This is a genomic window from Amycolatopsis sp. NPDC003865 (assembly GCF_053605345.1).
This window is the reverse complement of the sequence record NZ_JBSGJA010000021.1, coordinates 53,458-67,883: the sequence shown is the minus strand read 5'-3', so window position 1 is coordinate 67,883 and position 14,426 is coordinate 53,458. Positions and strand designations below refer to the sequence as shown.

The 14,426-nt window shown below is 71.2% G+C and carries 10 protein-coding genes; 4 read left to right on the top strand and 6 right to left on the bottom strand.

What is annotated here, in order from left to right; genetic code table 11:
- Positions 1-309: 309 nt before the first annotated feature.
- Complete coding sequence (locus tag ACWEVP_RS38205) at positions 310-1,050, top strand: ribonuclease activity regulator RraA (RefSeq protein ID WP_452067451.1); 741 nt, start codon at positions 310-312, stop codon at positions 1,048-1,050.
- On the opposite strand, the gene ACWEVP_RS38200 is transcribed toward ACWEVP_RS38205, so the two are convergent.
- The 5 genes from ACWEVP_RS38200 to ACWEVP_RS38180 form a co-directional block, all read right to left on the bottom strand.
- Positions 1,047-2,315: a mandelate racemase/muconate lactonizing enzyme family protein gene (locus ACWEVP_RS38200; RefSeq protein WP_452067450.1), complete on the bottom strand. Its 1,269-nt coding sequence runs from the start codon at positions 2,313-2,315 to the stop codon at positions 1,047-1,049. The two genes, ACWEVP_RS38205 and ACWEVP_RS38200, sit on opposite strands and share 4 nt — an antisense overlap.
- Positions 2,312-4,318: an ABC transporter permease gene (locus ACWEVP_RS38195; RefSeq protein WP_452067449.1), complete on the bottom strand. Its 2,007-nt coding sequence runs from the start codon at positions 4,316-4,318 to the stop codon at positions 2,312-2,314. Before ACWEVP_RS38195 ends, ACWEVP_RS38200 begins: the two co-directional genes overlap by 4 nt.
- The gene (locus ACWEVP_RS38190) at positions 4,315-5,739 is read right to left on the bottom strand and encodes an ABC transporter substrate-binding protein (RefSeq protein ID WP_452067448.1); all 1,425 of its coding nucleotides are present in this window, start codon (positions 5,737-5,739) and stop codon (positions 4,315-4,317) included. Before ACWEVP_RS38190 ends, ACWEVP_RS38195 begins: the two co-directional genes overlap by 4 nt.
- Before the next feature lie 95 nt (positions 5,740-5,834).
- Entirely contained in the window at positions 5,835-6,983 is a 1,149-nt protein-coding gene (locus ACWEVP_RS38185; RefSeq protein WP_452067447.1) for a Gfo/Idh/MocA family protein, read from the bottom strand.
- Between the two features lie 48 nt (positions 6,984-7,031).
- Positions 7,032-7,778 (bottom strand): FadR/GntR family transcriptional regulator, encoded by a 747-nt coding sequence (locus tag ACWEVP_RS38180; protein ID WP_452067446.1) that lies wholly within the window; start codon positions 7,776-7,778, stop codon positions 7,032-7,034.
- Positions 7,779-7,849: 71 nt separating this feature from the next.
- Between ACWEVP_RS38180 and ACWEVP_RS38175 the strand changes: the two genes are divergently transcribed.
- The 3 genes from ACWEVP_RS38175 to ACWEVP_RS38165 all read left to right on the top strand — a co-directional run bounded on the left by ACWEVP_RS38175 (position 7,850) and on the right by ACWEVP_RS38165 (position 11,218).
- The gene (locus ACWEVP_RS38175) at positions 7,850-9,007 is read left to right on the top strand and encodes a mandelate racemase/muconate lactonizing enzyme family protein (protein WP_452067445.1); all 1,158 of its coding nucleotides are present in this window, start codon (positions 7,850-7,852) and stop codon (positions 9,005-9,007) included.
- Between the two features lie 123 nt (positions 9,008-9,130).
- Positions 9,131-10,579, top strand: a complete 1,449-nt coding sequence (locus ACWEVP_RS38170; protein ID WP_452067444.1) for a non-reducing end alpha-L-arabinofuranosidase family hydrolase — start codon at positions 9,131-9,133, stop codon at positions 10,577-10,579.
- 120 nt (positions 10,580-10,699) lie between these two features.
- Positions 10,700-11,218 (top strand): RICIN domain-containing protein, encoded by a 519-nt coding sequence (locus ACWEVP_RS38165; RefSeq protein WP_452067443.1) that lies wholly within the window; start codon positions 10,700-10,702, stop codon positions 11,216-11,218.
- A 59-nt stretch (positions 11,219-11,277) separates the two neighbouring features.
- On the opposite strand, the gene ACWEVP_RS38160 is transcribed toward ACWEVP_RS38165, so the two are convergent.
- Positions 11,278-14,409, bottom strand: coding sequence for a tetratricopeptide repeat protein (locus ACWEVP_RS38160; RefSeq protein ID WP_452067442.1), 3,132 nt, complete (start codon positions 14,407-14,409; stop codon positions 11,278-11,280).
- Positions 14,410-14,426: the final 17 nt, after the last annotated feature.

Genomic DNA, 14,426 nt, shown 5'->3' with positions numbered 1-14,426 from the left:
TCTTTCGCGCGCAGGAACGGACGAGCCGGGCATAGCGAACCTTCCCCCAGGCAGCCTGCGAAGAGGCAGTCAAGTCAGCTACCCGGGAACCCGGAGCCGCAGACGAAATCTAACGCTCCCGGTGAACGCACCCATCAGCCGTTGGGGTGAAGTTTTCTCTACGGATGCAAAACCCGTGATTCCCGCACATTAATCCGGCTTTACCCTTCATGATCACGGCGGACGCTGGTCCGATTCGCCCCGGCCGGGCTAGGCTTGGATCAAGACCGACACCGGCAAGGTCGACGCGGACCCGAGGGAGCCATCGACGTGGTCGAGACGCACGACATCGTTCGCCCGCCCGCCGAACTCAGCGCCGCCCTCGCGGCCATCGGCAGTGCCACCGCCACCGGTGAGCTCAGCCGGATGGGCATCCGCAGCGCCTTCATCAACGGCCCCGTCGCGTGGACTCCCGGCGTGCGCGTCGCCGGGCCCGCGCTGACGCTGCAGTTCCTGCCCAAGCGGGAGGACCTCTACCCGGTCGACGAGTACGAGGAACCCGAAAAACAACTGCACCGCCACGTCATGTACCACGCCCAGCCCGGCGACATGATCGTCGTGGACGCGCGCGGTGACATGAGCAGCGGCGTCTTCGGCGAAATGATGCTGACCTACTTCAAGGGCCGCGGCGGCGCGGGCGTCGTGATCGACGGGTGCCTGCGCGACACCGGCGAGGCCAAGAAGCTCGGCCTCGGCCTGTGGATCCGCGGTGCCACGCCGAACTTCCACGCCCAGACCGGCATCGTCCCGGCCGCCGTCAACGTGCCGGTCGCCTGCGGCGGCACGGTGGTCGAGCCGGGCGACATCGTCGTCGCCGACGACGACGGCGCGGTCGTCGTGCCGGTCAAGCTCGCCCCCGCGCTGGTGGCGAACGCGCGGGAGCACGCCGATTGGGAGGAGTTCTCCCGGATCCGGCTCTCCGAAGGCGGCGATCTCCGGCGGTACTACCCGCTTTCGGACGAAGCCCGGCCCGAATACGAGCGGTGGCGCGCGGAACAGGGGCGCGCCTAGCTCCACAGCCGGTCGTGGCTCGACTCGGTGTCCCAGTGCTTCGTCTCCGCGAAGAACACCGGGTCGCGCGGGTCGAGGTGGCTGCGCACCAGTTCCTCGTCGAGGTCGCCGAACCCCAGCCCCGGGGTGTCCGGCACCGTGATGTGCCCGTCGCGGATCAACGGGCGGGGCAGCCCGGTGACCAGGTCGCTCCAGAACTCCACCTCGGCCGCGTGGTGTTCGAGGGCCAGGAAGTTCTCCGTGGCGGCCGCCAGGTGCACGCACGCCATCGTCGCGATCGGCGAAGCCGCCAAGTGCAGCGCCATCGGGATCCCGCGCTCCTGCGCGTAGTCGCCGAGCCGCTTGGTCTCCGCGATGCCGCCCGCCGTCGCCGGGTCGGGGTGCACGACGCGGATCGCGCCGGCGTCCAGCAGGGGCCGGAAGCCTTCCAGGAGGTAGATGTCCTCGCCCGTGCACGTCGGGACGGCGACGGCCGCCGTCAGCTGCCGCCACTGGTCGGTCAGCTGCCACGGGATCAGGTCCTCGATCCACGCCAGGGTGAACGGTTCCAGCGCGCGGCCGATCCGGATGCACGAATCGAGGGCGATGTGGCCGAAGTGGTCGGCGGCGAGCGCGACGTCGTAGCCGACCACCGACCGGACGATGTCCACATAGGACACCAGGTGGTCGACGCCCTTCGCGGTGACCTGGATGCCGGTGAACGGGTGCATCGTCGTGGCGTCCTCGCGGGCGCCCGGCGGCGCGATCAGCGCCCCCGGCACGTCCCACAGCAGGTCGATGCCCACGTCCATCTTCAGCATCGTGAACCCGCGCAGCTTGCGCTCCAGCAGCCGGGCGCCCATCGCGTGCGGGTCCGCCATCGACGGCGTGTCCGCGTAACAGCGGACCTCGTCCCGGAACCGGCCCCCGATCAGCGCGTACGCGGGCACACCGTACGCCTTGCCCGCCAGGTCCATCAGCGCCATCTCGACGCCGGACACCCCGCCGCCCTGGCGGCCGTGGAACCCGAACTGCTTGATCTTGCGGAAGATCTTGTCCACGTTGCAGGGGTTCTCGCCGACGAGCCTGCTCTTGAGCACCAGCGCGTAGGTGGCGCTGGCCTGGTCGCGCACCTCCCCGTACCCGGCCAGGCCCTGGTTCGTGTCGATCCGGACGATCGACGAGCGGAACGGCACACCGTCCACAGTGGCCACCCGCAGGTCGGTGATGCGCAGGTCGCTCGGCCGGGACGCGGTCGCGACGTGCTCCTCGGTGATCGCGCTCACCCCTTCACCGCCCCCGCCGTGAGGCCCTCGACCAGGAACCGCTGCCCGAACCCGTACATCAGCACGACCGGGATGCTGACCAGCAGCGAGGCCGCGGCCAGCTGGCCCTGCGGCACGACGTCGCCGAAGATCATCGACTGCATGCCGACGGGCAGCGTCTTGTTCTCGTCCTTGGTGATGAACACGAACGCGAACAGGAACTCGTTCCACGCGTTGGTGAGGGTGAACAGCGCGACCGCGAGCAGCCCCGGCTTGGCCAGCGGCAGCACGATCCGGCGGAACGCCCCGAACCGCGTGCAGCCGTCGACCAGCGCGGCCTCCTCGAGGTCGGCCGGGATCGACTTGAAGTAGCCGACGAGCAGCCACGTCGCGAACGGCAGGGTGAACGTCGGGTAGGCGAGCACCAGCGACCACAGCGAGTCGTTGAGCCCGATCCCGCTCACCAGCTGGTAGAGCGGGATGAACAGCAGCGCGCCCGGCATCACGTAGGTGAGCAGGATCGTCACCGTGAAGCTCTCCGAACCCCGGAACTTCAGCCGCGCCAGCGCGTACCCCGCCAGCGCCGCGCAGACCAACGCGACCACTGTGGACGCGACCGACACCAGGATCGTGTTGACGTACCAGGTGCCGAACGCCCCGGTGAACAGGTTGGTGAACTGCTCGGTGGTCCACGGGGTCGGCCAGAGGTCGTCGGTGCGCGCGACGATCTGGTCGTCGGACTTGAACGCCGTGATCGTCATCCAGTAGAGCGGCGCGAGCACGAAGCCCAGCAAGCCCACGAGCGCGATCCCGGAGCCGCTGCCGGCGACCAGGCGGGCCGCCACCCGGTTGCCCCGCGCGGCGAAGGCGGAGACGGCCCGGCCGACGGCGGCCGCGAGGAGCACGAACACGCCGAGCACGAGCGCGGCCTTCCAGACGATGTGCGGCGACGCCCAGGCCAGCACGAGCACCGAGCCGGCGACGACCACCCACGGCAGCGCCCGGCGCTGGCCGGGCGTCAGCCGCCGCCGCCCGAGGTCCGCCGCGCCCGGCCGGTCGTCGCGGCGCATCAGCCGCACGAGGATCACCACGAGGATCGCGATGACCGGCAGCATCACCAGCGTGACCGCGGCGCCCGCGCCCAGCTGCAGCTGCTGGATGGCCTTGGAGTAGGCCACCATCACGTACGGGGCGGTGGCGTCCCCCGGGCCGCCCTGGGTCATCAGCCAGATCAGGTCGAAGTTGTTGAACGTCCAGATCGACGACAGCAGCACCGTCACGATCATGACGGGCCGCAGCCCCGGCAGTGTGATGTGGACGAAGCGCTGCCACGGCGAGGCGCCGTCCACCATCGCCGCCTCGTGGAGACCGCTGTCGATGGCCTTGAGCCCGGCGAGGAACGTCACCGTGAAGAACGGGATGCCCTTCCAGACGTTGACCAGGATGACCGACGGCATCGCCAGCGCGGGATCGGACAGCCACTCCGCCGGCCACTTGTCGACGAGCCCGATCGCGGCGAGGCCGGGCCCGATCCCGGACTCGGTGAGCAGGACGTTGACGCTGCCGAAGATCGGGTCCAGCAGCGACCGCCACGTGAAGGCCGTGACGACCGTCGGGATCACCCACGGCAGCAGGATCACCCCGGCGAGGAGCGCTTTGCCGCGCCGCAGGTGGTGCAGCATCAACGCCGCGATGAGGCCGCAGGTCACCTTGAAGACCTCGGCGTACGCGGTGAAGACGAACGAGTTGAGCACGCCCCGGTGGAACAGGCCGTCGCCGATGAGGGCGGTGTAGTTGTCCAGCCCGACGAAGACCGTCTCGGCGCCGTGGCGTTCCGTGGCGCTGGTGAAGACCGACCCGATGATCGGCACCAGGATCAGGCCGGCCACCAGCACCAGCGTCGGCCCGATGAACACCGCGGCGAGGCGCCAGTCGCGCCCGAGCAGCCGTTGCGCGCGCGTGAGCGAGGAAGACGCGCTCGGCGCCGGCCGGGCCGGCGCCGGACGCGGACGGAGGATGGTCACTGCCGGTAGCCCTGCTGCTCGAAGATCTGGACGATCCGGCCGTGGGTCGCGGCGACGGCGTCGGCCGGCTTGGTGCCCTGGATGACCGACTGCATCATGTCGGTCAGCAGGTAGGCGGCGATGGCGGCCTGCTCGCCGGGGCTCGGGGTCTGGGGGAACGCGTAGCCGGTCTTGGTCTTCACCGGGAGCTGCACGCGGGTCTGCTCCCGCAGCGCGGCGAAGGCCGGGTCACCGCTCGTGTAGTACGGGTCGGAGTCCCACACCTTGCTCCACGACGGGTTGACCAGGCACGGTGCTTCCTTCGCGACCCCGAGCAGCGCCGTCCCGCCGGCCATGAACTTCGCCACCACCTTGGCCAGCTGGGGGTTCTTCGCCCCCTTGAACACGACGAAGGAGTTGGACTCGCCGTACGCGAGCGGCACGTCGAGCGCCGGTCCGGTGGCTCCGTTGAACACGTGCGTGTTGCCGTAGACCGGGTTCTTCTTGGTCTTCGAGTCGGCGTAGACGCTGAACTGGTTGAGCGTCAGCCCGAGGATTCCGGCCAGCCAGTTCTCGTTGTTGCTCGAGTCGGTCCAGCTGCCGACCCCGGGCGGCAGCATCGGCTTGTACTTGGGGTTGGTGTAGATGTCGCCGATGAACGTGACGGCGGCAACGGTCTCCGGCGAGTTGAACACGACCTTCGTGCCGGTGTTGTCCGCGATCGCCCCGCCGTAGACGTTGATGACGTTCTGGATGAAGCCGTTGGCGTCGCCGGAGCGGTTCACCGTGAGCCCCCAGCCGAAGCGCCGCTTCGCCGGGTCGGAGACCGCCAACGCGTTGTCGCGCAGCTCTTCCCACGTGTAGTACGGCTTGAGCGGGATGCCCTTCTCCGCGTACCAGTCCTTGCGCAGGTACATCCCGGACGCGATGAAGTGGTACGGGATCGCGAACCAGCGCCCGTCGAACACGCAGTAGTCGTTCGCCTCGGTCGCGGGCTCGCCGTAAAGCGCTTTCATGTCGGTGACCACGTCGGTGACGTCGGTGAGCGCGCCGAGGTTGTGGAGCTGGCCGACGAACCGCCGGTCGCTCACGAACGCCAGGTCGCGGTTGGTGCCCGCCTTCACCTCGGCGTCCATCTTCGCGACCATGTCCCCGGCGTCGCCGGAGACCAGGTCGTTGCGGATCGTGGTGCCGGTGGCCTGCGCGAACGCCTGCAGCGACTTGTCCAGCGCCTTGTTGGCGGCCTCCGAATAGAGCTTCTGCGAAAGCATCCCCACCGACCCGCCGCGCAGCGAGGCCGCCTGGTCGAGCAGCGGCTGGGGCACCTGGACGTCGACCTTCGGCGGGGCCTCGGAGCCACCTCCGCACCCGGCGAGACCGAGCACCCCCAGCGCGCTCACCCCGAGGAACGTGCGCCTCGACAGGTCCGATTTCTGTTCCATGACAACTCCTCTCGCGTCCGATCGGGCGGACGCGTACCGACGGGGCGACGTTGCAACCGGCGGGACAGCGGGGCGTGCGCCGCGCTGCGGGTCGTTCACGCGGCGAAGGACGCCGAACTGCTGATGCGTTGTCCTGGCAGCCCGTCGAACAGCCCGGTGTGGCCGCGGGGCCGCCACAGCGGCACCGGGCCGGCGCCGGGCACGACGTCGAGCGCCAGTGCGGCCGCCCGTTCCGCGGAGTCGAACGCCCGCTGGACGACCATCGCGTTGGCCACGCTCTGCGCGACGCTGCCGGCCGGCCGCGCGCCGAACTGGACGGCGTCGGCGAAGTCGACGAGCTCCGCGCGGTAGCCGTTGTCGATACCGCGGAAGACTGTCGTGTGGGTGGTGGCGTCGGCGCTGCTGCGGGTCACGCGGCGCTCCGACTCGGATCCGGCGAGCACGAGCACACCCTCGGTGCCGTACAGCCGCATGTCGTTGGGTTCGGGCGGGACCGGGATTTCGGGGAAGGACGCGGTGTAGTTGCCGATGGCGCCTCCGGTGAAGACGAGGTTGAGCGTGAGGTCCGACGGTGCGTCGATCGTGCTGTTGGCCGCCTGCACGGCACCGTGCACCCGCGCGATGTCGCCGCAGAGCAGCCGGATCTGGGCGATGTGGTGCACGCCGAAGTCGAGGTGCACGCCACCGCGGTACTGCGGCCGGTGCCGCCAGGGCGTGCTGGTGAACCCGCCCGGCCGGGGCACCGACTGGCCGGCGTGCCGCCACGCCATCAGGTGCAGGCGGCCGATCGCGCCGTCGTCGAGCAACGCGCGGGCGTAGCGCAGGTCGTCGCGGTAGAAGTAGTTCTCCCCCACCATGAAGGTGCGGTCCGGGTGCGCGGCCGCCAGCGCGAGGAAGGCCGCGGCCTGCCGCGCGTCGACGCCCGCCGGCTTCTCGCAGAACACGTCCTTGCCCGCCGCGAGCGCGTCGCGGGCCACCTCGTACAAGTGCGGGATCGGCACCGAGATCAGCACGGCGTCGACGTCGTCACGGGCCAGCAACTCCGCCCGGTCGGCGGTGGCCAGGGCCGGATCGGTCCCGCTGTAGCCGGTGAAGCGCGAGCGCTGCTCGGCGGAGGGGTCGGTGAACGTGGTGACGACGTACCGCTCGGCGAGCCCGCGCAACGCCGGCCAGTGCAGCTTCTCGACCGCGAGCCCGGTGCCGATCAGCCCCAGCCGGATCGGTGGGATCGCCGGTGCTGCCATGCCTCGTCCGTCCTCGTCAAGGATTGCGGATCTCGGTGGTGCAGTGTGCTATCGCCGCTTGGCGGCCCGCTTGCTTCGCTGCTCCTTCTCCGCGAGGAGCGTGGAATAGTTGTTGCTCAGGTGCTTGCGCATCGCCGTGCGGGCGCCTTCCGGATCGCGCGCGACGAGTGCCTCGTAGATCTCCGTGTGCTGGGCGGTGGCGCGGCGCAACCCGGCCGGTGCCTCGTTGGTGAGGCGCCGGCTGGCGGTGCCGAGCCAGCGGGCGGAGTACATGATCCGGTCGAGGATGCGGTTGTCCGCCGCCCGGCAGATCTCCATGTGGAACTCGTGGTCGACTTCGAGGTAGGCCTCGGGGTCCGCCTCGAGCGCCGTCATCCGCTCGATCTCGTTCCGGAGCCGGACCAGCGTCTCGTCGGTGACGGCGGCCGCGGCCATGGCGGCGAGCTCGGGCTCGAGCAGCGCGCGCATCTGGTGCAGTTCCTGCAGCAGCTCGTCGACGATCTCCGTGGGCAGCCACTCGATCAGCAACGGGCTCAGGTAGTCCCACTCGGCGCGGGGGCGCACGACGACGCGGCGGCCCTGCGCGACGTCGACGATGTCGAGCGAGGCGAGGATCTTGAGCGTCTCCCGCGCCACCACGCGGGAAACCCCGAACTCCTGGACGATGTCGAGCTCCGACGGGGCCCGGCCGTCCTCGATTTCGCCGCGGACGATCCGCCGGGTCAGGTGGGCCGCCACCTGCACCGGAAGGGTCCGGACCTTGACAGCGTCCGGAGACTCTTGTCTCCTTGGCATGTCATCAGCTTATCGGACAAGTTGGACCTCGCGACAGTCCCTTTTGTGCACTACCCGGCGGCGGGAGAGCAATGCGGATCGTGAACGTCACGACGGCCGTGGTCGCCTACCACGGTCAGGCCACGCTGGTGCGGATCGACACCGACGAGGGCCTCAGCGGTTTCGGCGAGGCCAACCCGGACGCCGGCGCGGGCGCCGTCGTCGGGATGATCGAGTCACTGACCCCGCTGCTGATCGGCGAAGACCCGCGCGACGTCGAACGGTGCTGGGAAAAGCTGCGCCGCAGCAAGGTTTTCGCGGGCGCGCAGAGCGGGGTGTTCGTGATCGCCCTCTCCGGGATCGAGCTCGCGCTGTGGGACCTCGCGGGCAAGGCCGCGGGCCAGCCGGTCCACCGGCTGCTCGGCGGGAAGTTCCGCGACCGCATCCGGCTCTACGCCGACTGCGGTGACGGCGACGACCCGGCGGGCTCGGTCGCCGGGTGCGTCGACCGGGCCCAGCGGATGGTCGCCGAAGGCTTCACGGCCCTCAAGTTCGACATCGACAACCTGCGGCACCCGGACAAGTTCGACGCTTTCAACCACACGGTCAACGCGGCCGAGCTGCGCTCGATGGTCGAGCGCGTGGCGGCCGTCCGGGAAGCGATCGGGCCGGACGTCGACCTGGCCATCGACCTGCACGCCCGCTACGACGTGCCGAGCGCGTGCCGGATCTCGTGGGAGCTGGAGCCGTTCCGCCTGATGTGGCTCGAGGAGCCGCTGCCGGCGGAGAACGTCGACGCGCTGGTGCGGGTGCGCGCGCAGACCCGCACCCCGATCTGCGCCGGAGAAAACCTTTACCTGCGCTGGGGGTTCCGCGAGCTGCTCGAGCGCGGCGCGGTGGACGTCATCGAACCGGACGTGCCGAAGTGCGGCGGCCTGGCCGAGGCCAAGAAGATCGCCAACCTCGCGGAACTCCACTACATCCCGTTCGCTCCGCACCTGGTGTCGACGCCGCTCGGCACGATGGCCACGGCGCACCAGTGCGCCGCGATCCCGAACTTCTATGTCCAGGAATGGCACGCGCTGGAGGAGCGCGCGGTGTGGGACAGCTACGTCCACGCCCCCGACGGCAGCGGCTCGATCGTCAAGGACGGCTACCTCACGCTTCCCGAAACCCCGGGCATCGGCGTGGAACTCGACATGGACGGCGTCCGGGCGAACGCCGTGGCGGGCTTCGGGGTCTTCGAGTAGCGGCGAGGGCTCGAAAGTCGATCGAAAGTCTTTGCGGGCGGGCGATCCGCCGTGTTCTTCTGCTTGCGGTAAGTGACGGCGTGAATGTTAGCGCTAACAGCACCTCGAGCAGGAGAGGCCACCATGAACAGAGCAGGTACCAGCCGCAGGGTCGCGGCGCTCGCCGCCGCGGCGACGGTCGCGGCGGCCGTGGCGACGGCGGTGACGCTGGGAGCCGGGCCGGCCTCGGCCGACGTCACCGGCTCCTTGCGCGGGGTCGGTTCGGGCCGGTGCCTGGACGTGCCGAACGCGAGTCAAACCGACGGGACGTACCTGCAGATCTACGACTGCTGGGGCGGTTCCGGCCAGCAGTGGACGGCGACGTCGAGCGGTCAGCTGACGGTGTTCGGCAGCAAGTGCCTCGACGTGCCGGGCAGCGCGACCACCGCCGGGACCCGGGTGCAGACGTGGACCTGCCACGGCGGGGCCAACCAGCAGTGGCGGGTGAACTCCGACGGCACGGTGGTCGGGGTGCAGTCCGGGCTCTGCCTGGACGTCACCGGCGCCGGCACGGCCAACGGCACCGCGGTGCAGCTCTGGACGTGCAACGGCGGCAGCAACCAGAAGTGGACCGGCCTGTCGGGCACGACACCGACGACCACGCCCACGACCACGACCCCCGGCACCGGCTGCGCGCTTCCGTCGACCTACCGCTGGTCGTCGACGGGGGTGCTCGCGACGCCGAAGAACGGCTGGGTCTCGCTCAAGGACTTCACCAACGTCGTCTACAACGGCCAGCACCTCGTCTACGCCTCGAACGTCTCGGGGTCCACCTACGGCTCGATGGCCTTCAGCCCGTTCACCAACTGGTCCGACATGGCCTCGGCGGGCCAGACCGGGATGAACCAGGCCGCGGTGGCGCCGACGCTGTTCTACTTCGCGCCCAAGAACATCTGGGTGCTGGCCTACCAGTGGGGCGCATGGCCGTTCATCTACCGCACGTCCAGCGACCCCACGAACCCGAACGGCTGGTCCTCGCCGCAGCCGTTGTTCACGGGCAGCATCTCCGGTTCCGGCACCGGCCCGATCGACCAGACCCTGATCGCCGACGGCTCGAACATGTACCTGTTCTTCGCCGGTGACAACGGCAAGATCTACCGGGCGAGCATGCCGATCGGGAACTTCCCCGGCAGCTTCGGCTCGAGCTACACGACCGTCATGAGCGACTCGACGAACAACCTGTTCGAGGCCGTCCAGGTCTACAAGGTCCAGGGCCAGAACCAGTACCTGATGATCGTCGAGGCGATCGGCGCGAACGGGCGTTACTTCCGCTCGTTCACCTCGAGCAGCCTGAGCGGTTCGTGGACCCCGCAGGCCGCCAGCGAGAGCACCCCCTTCGCGGGCAAGGCCAACAGCGGTGCCGGCTGGACCAACGACATCAGCCACGGTGACCTCGTCCGCGCGAACCCGGACCAGACCATGACCGTCGACCCGTGCAACCTCCAGCTGCTGTACCAGGGCAAGTCCCCCAGCGCCGGCGGACCCTACGACCAGCTGCCGTGGCGGCCGGGGGTGCTGACGTTGCAGCGGTAGCACGCGAGGACTCCCGTGCCGCCGTCGACGGGGTGTCGACGGGTTGTCGACGACCTTCGCCATGGTGAGCGGACGCCGGACGTTGCCGGTCCGGCAGCCGAATCCACGGGAGGTTCCCAGATGAGAAAGCGGATCGTCACGGCAGCGCTCGCGTCGGCGGCGGCCACGGTACTGACCGTGGGCGCCGCCGCGCCCGCGTTCGCCGACGACCACTTCGACGTCACCGTCCGGAACACGGCCAGCGGGAAGTGCCTGGCACCGCAGGGCGAGTCGTCGGCCGACGGCGTGCCCATCGTGCAGGTCACCTGCACCGGCAGCCCGTTCCAGCGGTGGGACTTCGTCGACCACGACGACCACATCTTCCAGATCCGCAACGCGGTCACGCTCAAGTGCATGGACGCGGCGGGGCTCAACACCAACCAGGTGCCCGTCATCCAGTGGCCGTGCTCCGGCATCAGCAACCAGCGGTTCCAGGCGAGCCGGGACCTGCCGGACTTCGTGACCCTCCGGTCGCGCGTCGCGGGCACGAACACCCACTGCCTCGACGTGCCGGGCGGGCTGGCCACCGAGGGCGCTGCGATGCAGCTGTGGGTCTGCAACGGCACCGCCGCGCAGGCTTTCGGCGTGTTCCCGGTCTGACGCACGGGCCACTCCGGCCGCGGCGGCCCGTGCGGTCGCCGCGGCCGGGCCACCTGCCGCTAATCGGGCGCGGGTGGCTCGAGCAGCCGTTGCCGCACCTCGGCGGCGTCCGGCATGCGCAGCTCCTCGTAGATGGGGAGCGCTTCCGACCAGAGCCGGCGTGCCTCCGCGACCGCGCCGGAACGGGCGTGCGCGGCGGCCATCCCGTCGAGCGACTGGGCTTCCTGTTCCCGGTCTTCGATCGTCCGGGCGTGGTGCAGGGCCTGCCGGTGGTATCCCAGCGCCTCGTCGCACCGGCCGGCCGCGCACGCCACCCGGCCCTGTCCGTTGAGAGCGGCGCATTCGAGCCGCCGGTCGCCGAGCTTCGCGGCCAGGGTCTGGGCCTGCTGGTGCGCGTCGGCCGCGTCGGTGTGGCGGCCCATGCGTTCGTAGGCGGTGCCGAGGTTGACGAGGACTTCGGTTTCCCCGACCGGGTCGCCGATCCCGCGGAACACGGCGATCGCCTGGCGGTGGTGCTCGAGCGCCTCGGTGTGCCGGCCCCAGCGCGAGCAGATCCGGCCGAGCTCGGTGCGCGCGACCGACTCGGCCGCGCGGTCGCCGATGTCGTGCAGGATCCGCAGGGCGCGCTGGTGATGGTCGTGGGCCTCGGTCAGCCGCCCGTAGCCCTGCAGGGCGGTGCCGAGGTCGTTGAGGATCCGGCCCTGGCCGACGCGCTGGCCGGTCTCCTCGTAGATCGTGGCGGCCAGGCGGTAGCACGCCACGGCGTCCTCGTGCCGACCCAGGCTGTGCTGCACCTGGCCGATGCTGGCCAGCGCCACGGCTTCCTGGGCGCGGTCGCCGATTTCGCGGCTGTGGGCGAGCGCCTGGCGGTAGCTGGCGAGCGCGTCGTGGTAGCGGCGGACGCGGCCTTCGTTGTGGCCCAGCGCGATCAGCGTGCGCGCCTCGCCCGCGCGGTCGCCCAGCCGCCGGAACAGCTCCAGCGCTCGCCGGTAGTGGTCGTCGGCGTCCCCGTAGGCGCCCGCCCGGGCGTGCGACCGCCCGAGTTCCAGCAGCCCGCGCGCCTGGCCGGGCCGGTCACCGAGCCGCTCGGCCGCCCAGAGCGCGCGCCGGTGCACGGAAAACGCGTCCGCGTTGTGGTAGCCGACGGTCAGGTACTGGTCGATCGCCCGCGCCAGTTTCACGGCATACCCGGAAAGTTCGCCGTCCGCGGTGCGGGTGATCGCGACGAGGGTCAGCCTTTCGGTGTCCAGCCACGCCTTCGCGGCGACCGGCGACATCGGCGCGGACCGAGGAGGCTCCGCGCCCGCGTGGCGCCACCGCGCCGTTTCCGGGAACAGGGCGTCCATCGCGGCCAGTGCGTGCGCCAGGTAGAACTCGTAGAGGTTCTTCAGCGCGCTTCGCCGTTCGAGCTCGGTGAGCCGCTCGTGTGCGCGCTCCCGGGCGAAGGCCCGCAACAGGTCGTGCACCCGACGGCGGTTCCCGCCGGCCGCCTCCACGAGGTGGGCGCCGGCCAGCACGTCGAGCAGGTGCCGGCCGCCGCGGACGTCGACCCCGGCCAGCGCGGCGAGCGCGTCGTCGCCGGCGTCCTGACCGGGGTGCAGGCCCAGCAGCCAGAACAGGCGGATCGCCGCGGGCGGCAGGTGCCGTTCCGACCAGGAGAACACGGCCCGCACGGCGGTCTCGGCATCGGCCCCGGCCTCGAGCATGTCCAGCCGGTGCCGCTCGTCGGCGAGGTCCTCGAGCCCCACCCGGCCCCGCCGGGCGACGAGCTCGGCCGCGACCCGCAGCGCGAGCGGGAGCCGGACGCAGTGCGCGGCCAGGTCCTCGAGCTCCGCGGGCCCGGCGATCCGGTCACCGATGAGCTGCCGCAGCAGCTCGACCGCCTCGTCCCCGCCCAGCACGTCGAGCTCGATCCGGCGGGCCCCGTCGCGGGCCACGAGCCCGGCCAGCGAATCGCGGCTGGTGACGACCGCCGTGCTGCCCGGGCCGGCCGGGAGCAGCGGGCGGACGTGCGCGGCGTCGCGGGCGTTGTCCAGCACCACCAGCACGCGCTTCCCGGCGGTCAGGCTCCGGTACAGCGCGACTTGCTCCGGCAGGGTGCCGGGCTGGTGCTCGGTGACGCCGAACGTGGTCAGGAACCCGCGAAGGGCTTCTTCGGCCGGGAGCACCCCGTCGGGGTCGAAGCCCCGCAGGTCGACGTAGAGCTGCCCGTCCGGGAACCGGGCCGCGACGCGGTGCGACCAGCGCACCGCCAGCGCCGTCTTGCCGACACCCGCCGTGCCGCACACCGCGACGACGACCCCCGCGTCCGGATCCTCCGCGGCGGCGTCGAGGGCCGCGAGCTCGCGTGGCCGCCCGACGAACCCCCGCACCGCGGGCGGCAGCTGCGCCGGCCGCGCGAGCGCCGGTCCGGGCCGGACCGCCGCGAGCAGCCGGGGATCGTGCGCGAGGATCCGGCGCTGGAGGTCGGTCAGCGCGGGCGAGGGGTCGACCCCGGCCTGCTCGGCCAGCTCGTGCCGGGCCCGCCGGAAGGTCTCCAGCGCGTCCGCCTGCCGTCCCGCGCGGTACAGGGCCGTCATCAGCTGACCCCACAGGCGTTCGTGCCCGGGGTGCGCCACCGTCAGATCCGTCAGCTCGGCGATGAGCTCGCCGCCGAGCCCGGCGGCGAGATCGGCGTCGATGCGGCCCTGGACGGCATCGAGGCGTTCCCGCGTCAGCCGGGTGCGCTCCATTTCCAGGGCGGCGATCCCGTCGAACTCGGGGTAGGCCGTGCCGCGCCAGAGTTCCAGCGCCGCGGTCAGCCGTTCGCGGGCGAGCCGGGCCGCACCGTCGGCCAGTGCCGCGTGCCCGTCCCTGGCCAGCCGCCGGAACCGCACGGCGTCCACGGTTTCCGGGTCCACCAGCACGTACCCCGGCGTCCGGGTCCGGATCAGGGAGGCGACCGCCGGCAGCGCCCGGCGCAGCCGGGAGACGTAGGTGCGCACGGTCCGCTCGGCATCCGGCGGCGGTTCGGGACCCCAGAGCTGGGACACGAGCAGGGAAACGCTCACGGGCCGGCCGGCGTAGGCGGCGAGCAGCGCGAGTGTCGCCCGCAACCGCGGCCCGCCGGGATCGAGCGGACTGCCCCCGGCTTCGACTTCGAACGGTCCCAGCACCCGGATGTCGATGTCCGGGGCCTGCCGACCCGCCATCCGGTCCTCCGCGCAGC